Raw genomic sequence first — 5,951 nt, 5'->3', positions numbered from 1 at the left:
TAGAAATTTAGATAACTATACGCAAAACACCCTTGAAATTTATAACCGATGGGGAGTATTAGTTTTTGAAACTAAAGGATATGGACAAAGCCAAAACTTCTTCACAGGCGAGTCAAATGGTCGAGTTACAATTGCTAAAGAGTCTCAATTACCAGTAGGCACTTACTTCTATGTGTTTAAGTATACCCACAACACTACAGGTGTAACAAAATCTAAATCTGGATATTTATACATAAATAGATAAATAATTTAATATCAGGGAGTAACAATAACTCCCTGTATTAATAAAAAGTTGTACAAATGAAAAAATTAATTATAATTCTGTTGTTTGCGTTAAGCTCTATCTCTGGATTTTCGCAACAAGATGCACAATATACTCAGTATATGTACAATACAATAAATATTAACCCTGCGTATGCTGGAACTCGTGAAGTATTAAGTATCTTCGGATTGCATAGAACACAGTGGGTTGGTCTTGATGGAGCACCTGTAACCAATGCATTTTCATTAAATACGCCCATTAGAAATTCGAATATTGGGTTAGGTTTATCTGTTATAAATGATAGAATTGGGCCTTCAGACGAAAATTCAATTTCTCTAGATGTGTCTTATACTATTAATACTTCTGAAAAATTTAAGTTATCATTTGGTATAAAAACCACCGTAAACCTTTTAAACGTTGATTTCACAAAATTAAATATTTATAACCCAGGGGATGTTTTGGCACAATATAATATAGATAATAGGTTTTCACCAAATATTGGCGCCGGGGTTTATTACCATTCGGACAAGACTTATCTTGGTTTGTCTGTTCCTAATTTTTTAGAAACAAAGCATTTTGATAAAGGACAGTCAACGTTTACCTCTAGTTCGGTAGCTTCAGAGCGAATGCATTTATATTTAATAGGGGGGCATGTGTTTGACCTATCAAGCGAGATTCAATTCAAGCCCGCATTGTTAACTAAATTAGTCCAAGGCGCTCCATTGCAAGTTGATGTTTCTGCCAACTTTATGTTTGTAGAGAAAGTTGTAGTTGGTCTGGCGTATCGATGGAGTGCCGCCATGAGTGCGATGGTAGGATTTCAAGTCACAAAAGGTATGTACATTGGTTATGGATATGATTTAGAAACCACCAATTTAGAGAACTACAATTCAGGATCGCATGAGGTTTTCTTGCGTTATGAAATCTTCAAAAACAACGAAAAAATTACTTCACCAAGATTTTTCTAAAAAAATTAGATCATGAAAAAACAGTTCCTTCTTTGTCTAGTTATTAGCTCCTTTTTTTGGAGTTCCAGTTTTGCTCAAAAAGCCAAATTAGCTTACGCAGATAAACAATACGATAATTACGCTTTTGTTGATGCCATTCAAACCTATGAACGCCTCGCTGCCAAAGGCTACGAATCGGCGGATATGTATATGAAATTGGGCAATGCGTATTATTTTAATTCTGATTTTGAAATGGCAGCCCATTCCTATGAAAAGTTGTATCAACTACAACCAGAGTTAGCATCGGAATATTATTACCGCTATGCTCAATCGCTAAAATCCATTGGAAAAGAGAAGGAAGCGGCAACTGTGCTCGCTAAATTTGAAAGTAAATCAAGTGGCGATAGTCGTGGAAAGCGCTTAAAAAAGAATACAAGTTATTTAGAAGGCATCAAAGCCAATGTTGGTAGCTATACCATTGAAAACGCAGGTATCAACTCCAAGTATTCTGATTACGGCAGTGCCATTGTAGATGATAAATTAATTTTTACTTCAGCAAGAGACATTGGTGGAGTAGTAGAGAGCAAAGACGCTTGGACAGGCGAACATTTTACCAATTTATATGATGCTGTAGTCAACCAAGAGCTTATTCCAAGTAATCCGAAACGTTACGATGCCAACATCAATTCTAAATTTCATGAAGCTACACCAGTTTTTACCAAAGATGGCAATACCATGTATTTTACCAGAAACAACTATTTGGATGGCAAGAAAGGAAAAGACGTCAACAAAGTTATGCTATTGAAAATCTACAAAGCAACTTTAGTGGACAAGAGATGGACCAACGTAACCGAATTGCCATTCAATAGCGATAATTTCAGTTCGGCGCACCCAGCCTTGAGTCCCGACGAGCAAACCTTGTATTTTTCTTCAGATAGACCAGGAACTATTGGGCAATCGGACTTGTATAAAGTGAGTATCAATAGCAACGGAACTTATGGAAAACCCGTTAATCTAGGCGCAGAAATCAACACCGAAGGAAGAGAAACGTTTCCATTTGTAACCAAAGACAATCAATTGTATTTTGCCTCAGATGGACATCCTGGACTAGGAGGTTTGGATATTTTTACGACCAAAATCAATAATGACGGTACTTTTGATGAAGTTGAAAATGAAGGAGCCGAAGTGAATTCTCCTAAAGATGACTTTGGATATTATCGAGATAGTGAAACCAACAAAGGTTTCTTCTCCTCGAATCGCGATGGCGGATTGGGTTCGGATGATATTTACAGGTTTAACCGTAAAGATAAATGCAAACAAATCTTGAAAGGAACCATAACTGACAAGGCATCAGGAGCTGTTTTGGCAGGCGTACAAATGGTGCTTTTGAACAAAAAATACGAAGTTATTGGCGAGACCACAACCGATACGTCAGGGAAATATAACTTCAAGGTCGATTGTAGAAAAACCTACAGCGTTAGAGCGACCAAAGAAGGTTACATTTCAAAAGAAGTAACAATTAAAATGCCAGAAATCACAGGCGAAACTACAGTGGATTTACAACTAGAAGCTAGCATTTGCAAAGTAACCGTAGGCGATGATTTAGGCAAATGTTTTGGCATCAAAATGATTTATTTTGATTTGGGTAAATCTAATATCCGCAAGGAAGCAGCTATGGACTTGGACAAAATACTAGATGTATTACAACAAATCCCAACGATGAAAATCGACATTCGTTCCCATACCGATTGTAGACAAACTGCTGTATACAACTTGGCTTTATCCGAAAGAAGAGCAAAGGCTACTATTGCTTGGTTAGTTTCTAAAGGCATCGATAAATCAAGACTCACAGGAAAAGGCTATGGCGAATCGCAACTCATCAACGATTGCGGTTGTGAACCAACCAACCAATCCAATTGCACCGAAGAACAACACCAAATGAACCGAAGAAGCGAGTTTATTATTACTGCGCTTTAATAGTTTTTCTAAATCAAAAAAAATGCCCTCTGAATTTTTTTACGAGGGCATTTTTTTATGAGGGTATTTGGGGTATGAAGAAAAAAAACTAATTGCTTTGAAAAACAAGAATATAGTACTTTTTTTTAGTTTCCACTTGCTCCAAAATCTGTTAACATAATGATAGTTCATGTTAGGGAGGGCAACTTGGAATTTCATCTTTTTTTTAGAGCATAATCTGATTAAGAAAAGCAAGAAGTAGGAGACGTTCGCAGCATACTTTAACGGCTTGTATGCTTCAATCAGGGGATGTTGTTTTATTGATTTATTTTTTCAAGGATGCTATGTGCTTCTTCATGACTCAACCAATCAACTATTCTGATAGTTTCTCTACCTTTTTGAATCGTAATCGAGTAGTTAGAATTTGAAAATAAATAATTTAATCGTGTATAATATCTTGTCTGCTCAACTCCAAAATCTACAATACTAATTTTTTGTATTTCAGATTTCAGATATTCTTTTGGTTTATTGAAAAGTTTGTTTTTATTCGTGACATTTATTTTTTCAGGCGAGATTTCCAAAATCACTTTGCCAAAAGTATTCCATAACCAAATGTAAAGGAAGAGAATAAAAAATCCTAGAAACGGTATCAATGAAAAAACGTAATCCAAAGCAGAAAGCAAGTACGTATTACTTGCAGAAACAATAGGTAAAAAAACAAGCATTATTAAGATCAAAAGTAATAACACAAAAGGAAATGTTAAGGCAATAACCCAATTCGGTTTGTTTTTTATGACTAGGATTTCGGTCATTTAATTTTATTGGTCTCAAATAGAGTTTAAAATCGCTTTAGCTTGTAAAAAAAATACACCGCAGATTCGCAGATTTTAAAAGATTAATAATTATAATAATTTGCGAATCTGCGGTTAAATTATATTCTAACCTTGCAGACTTTCAGTCTGCCAAAACAAATCTATGGACTTTCAGCCCATAGTGGCTTAGTCATTTTTTATTTAATCAGCTTTAGTTTTTTAAATGCTTCTTTAGTTGCATTTAAACGAATTAAAGGAAATTCATCCATAGTTGTTGCTTCTTTTTCTACGTTTGTTGCAAAAAAGTAAACAGCATTATCCGTTTCTAAGTATCCAACAAGCCAACCATTATTGATTTCATTTCGCATTCCCCAACCTGATTTACCGCTTAAAACATAACTTTCAGTTTTTTCAAGCAGCATGATGTCCTTCATTATAGTTTCAGTTCTTTTTGAAATTGGTAATTTTGAGAAATACAGTCTTTTTAAAAAGTCAATTTGTTGCATTTGTGAAAATTTCGATTTTCCTTGTAACCAAAAAGTATCAATCGTTAAGGTGTCGAAAACCATACCTATGTACTCCAATTTTTTCAAATAAGATTTCATTCTCTTTACCCCAATCTTTCTAGCAATTTCTTGATAACAAGGAACGCAAGAAACTTGAAACGCTTTTTTGAACGTTAAATCTTCTTCCCATTTTTTAAATTTTCGTGGTTCACCATTCCATTTAAATAGTGCGGAATCATTTTTGATTACTCCAGTTTCTAAGGCAATAATTGAGTTTGGAATTTTGAAAGTTGATGCCGGAATTACTCCAGTTTTTGCCCAAGTGAAATCGTTGGAAAAAAATGTTTTGTTTTTTACGTCATAAATTAAAATTGAGCCTTTCACTTTTAAACTATCTAGTATGGATCCAAATTCGGTTTTAACGACTTCTTTTGGTTGTACTATTTTAGTTTGGCAATTTCCTTTAAGATGTACGAATAGCATCAGATGTAAAAGTATAATTATTTTTCTCATTTTTAATTTTGTTTCTTTTAGGTTGCTGTTGCTCGAAGATGAGTTACAAGTTTCAGTTATCGCAGCGGGGTGTTTTTACAGTTTTTAAAAGCTTATTATTCTAAAGGTATTTAGGCTAAAAAGTCGTGAGACTTTTATCGTATTTACGGATTACAACCTGATTAAAAATGGCGCGAAGTCGGAGACATTCGGGTAGCATACTTCAGCGGGATGTATGCTTCGAGGAGCAGGAGGTGAGCAATAGTACTTAATTTTTACTGTTTAGTTGTTAGTTCACGAAGGCTATTATATGTTTTTTCAAAAGATGTCAATCCTTTACTAATTACAGATTTAGTAACCTCATTTTTGTCTATTAAAATAAGACTAGGCAATGCATTTGTCTGATATTTATTTTTGAAAAAATCATAATCTTTATAGACTTTTGAACTCATATTTATGTGTCTATCTAAATTTATCTCAAGAATTATTAACCTGTCTTCTGCAAGTTTTATAAACGCTGTATTTTGAAAGACATTTTTTTTTATTTTTATACAAGGTTTACACCATTCAGAACCCGTAAGAACAATCAATATATCTTTATTTTGCTTTAAAGCTTCACTTTTTGCAACCTCATAATCTGTGTACTTAATAATTTGGGCTTCACTGTAATTTGATATTAAAAGAATAACTATAACTATTAAACTTGTTCCGAGTTTTTTCATTTTTCTGTTGTTAAGGTTTTTTTGTGGTATTACTGAATAATATTCTGGTACTACAGTGGGTTCGCGCAGCAAGACGCTGAAAATCATGTAATTTTTTACTCACTTGCTCCAAATGTACTTCCCTAATTAGAGTTGACCGTTTTTTAATTGTTTATCTTTCATTTTAGTCTTTTGGCTAAAACGGGAAATAACTTTTGGGCTTAATTAAAAAGCCGAAAAAAGTTATTCTCGTTTTATGCCACGTTATATTTTCT

The 5,951-nt window shown here is 34.0% G+C and carries 6 protein-coding genes; 3 read left to right on the top strand and 3 right to left on the bottom strand.

What is annotated here, in order from left to right; translation table 11 throughout:
- The 3 genes from O9307_RS05110 to O9307_RS05100 all read left to right on the top strand — a co-directional run.
- Positions 1-244: gliding motility-associated C-terminal domain-containing protein (locus O9307_RS05110; RefSeq protein ID WP_298295989.1), on the top strand; the 244-nt coding region annotated here is incomplete at its 5' end.
- Positions 245-300: 56 nt separating this feature from the next.
- On the top strand, positions 301-1,230 hold the full coding sequence (locus tag O9307_RS05105) for a type IX secretion system membrane protein PorP/SprF (RefSeq protein WP_298295988.1): 930 nt from the start codon (positions 301-303) through the stop codon (positions 1,228-1,230).
- Positions 1,231-1,242: 12 nt separating this feature from the next.
- A complete protein-coding gene (locus O9307_RS05100) occupies positions 1,243-3,186 on the top strand; it encodes an OmpA family protein (RefSeq protein WP_298295987.1) in 1,944 nt (647 codons plus the stop codon).
- A 296-nt stretch (positions 3,187-3,482) separates the two neighbouring features.
- Here the strand turns inward: O9307_RS05100 and O9307_RS05095 are convergent, their stop codons facing one another.
- From O9307_RS05095 to O9307_RS05085, 3 genes are all read right to left on the bottom strand, one after another.
- Entirely contained in the window at positions 3,483-3,977 is a 495-nt protein-coding gene (locus O9307_RS05095) for a hypothetical protein (protein WP_298295986.1), read from the bottom strand.
- Positions 3,978-4,174: 197 nt separating this feature from the next.
- A complete protein-coding gene (blaOXA, locus tag O9307_RS05090) occupies positions 4,175-4,996 on the bottom strand; it encodes a class D beta-lactamase (RefSeq protein WP_298295985.1) in 822 nt (273 codons plus the stop codon).
- A gap of 254 nt (positions 4,997-5,250) precedes the next feature.
- Entirely contained in the window at positions 5,251-5,697 is a 447-nt protein-coding gene (locus O9307_RS05085; RefSeq protein ID WP_298295984.1) for a thioredoxin family protein, read from the bottom strand.
- Positions 5,698-5,951: the final 254 nt, after the last annotated feature.

Source organism: Flavobacterium sp. (genome assembly GCF_027531905.1).
Lineage (GTDB): Bacteria > Bacteroidota > Bacteroidia > Flavobacteriales > Flavobacteriaceae > Flavobacterium.
The sequence above is the reverse complement of the archived record's forward strand: the minus strand, read 5'-3'. Positions and strand labels throughout refer to the sequence as shown.

Coding starts and splice junctions, on each gene's coding strand:
- O9307_RS05095 (WP_298295986.1), bottom strand. CDS start 3,977: ATGACCGAAATCCTAGTCATAAAAAACAAACCGAATTGGGTTATTGCC.
- blaOXA (WP_298295985.1), bottom strand. CDS start 4,996: ATGAGAAAAATAATTATACTTTTACATCTGATGCTATTCGTACATCTT.
- O9307_RS05105 (WP_298295988.1), top strand. CDS start 301: ATGAAAAAATTAATTATAATTCTGTTGTTTGCGTTAAGCTCTATCTCT.
- O9307_RS05085 (WP_298295984.1), bottom strand. CDS start 5,697: ATGAAAAAACTCGGAACAAGTTTAATAGTTATAGTTATTCTTTTAATA.
- O9307_RS05100 (WP_298295987.1), top strand. CDS start 1,243: ATGAAAAAACAGTTCCTTCTTTGTCTAGTTATTAGCTCCTTTTTTTGG.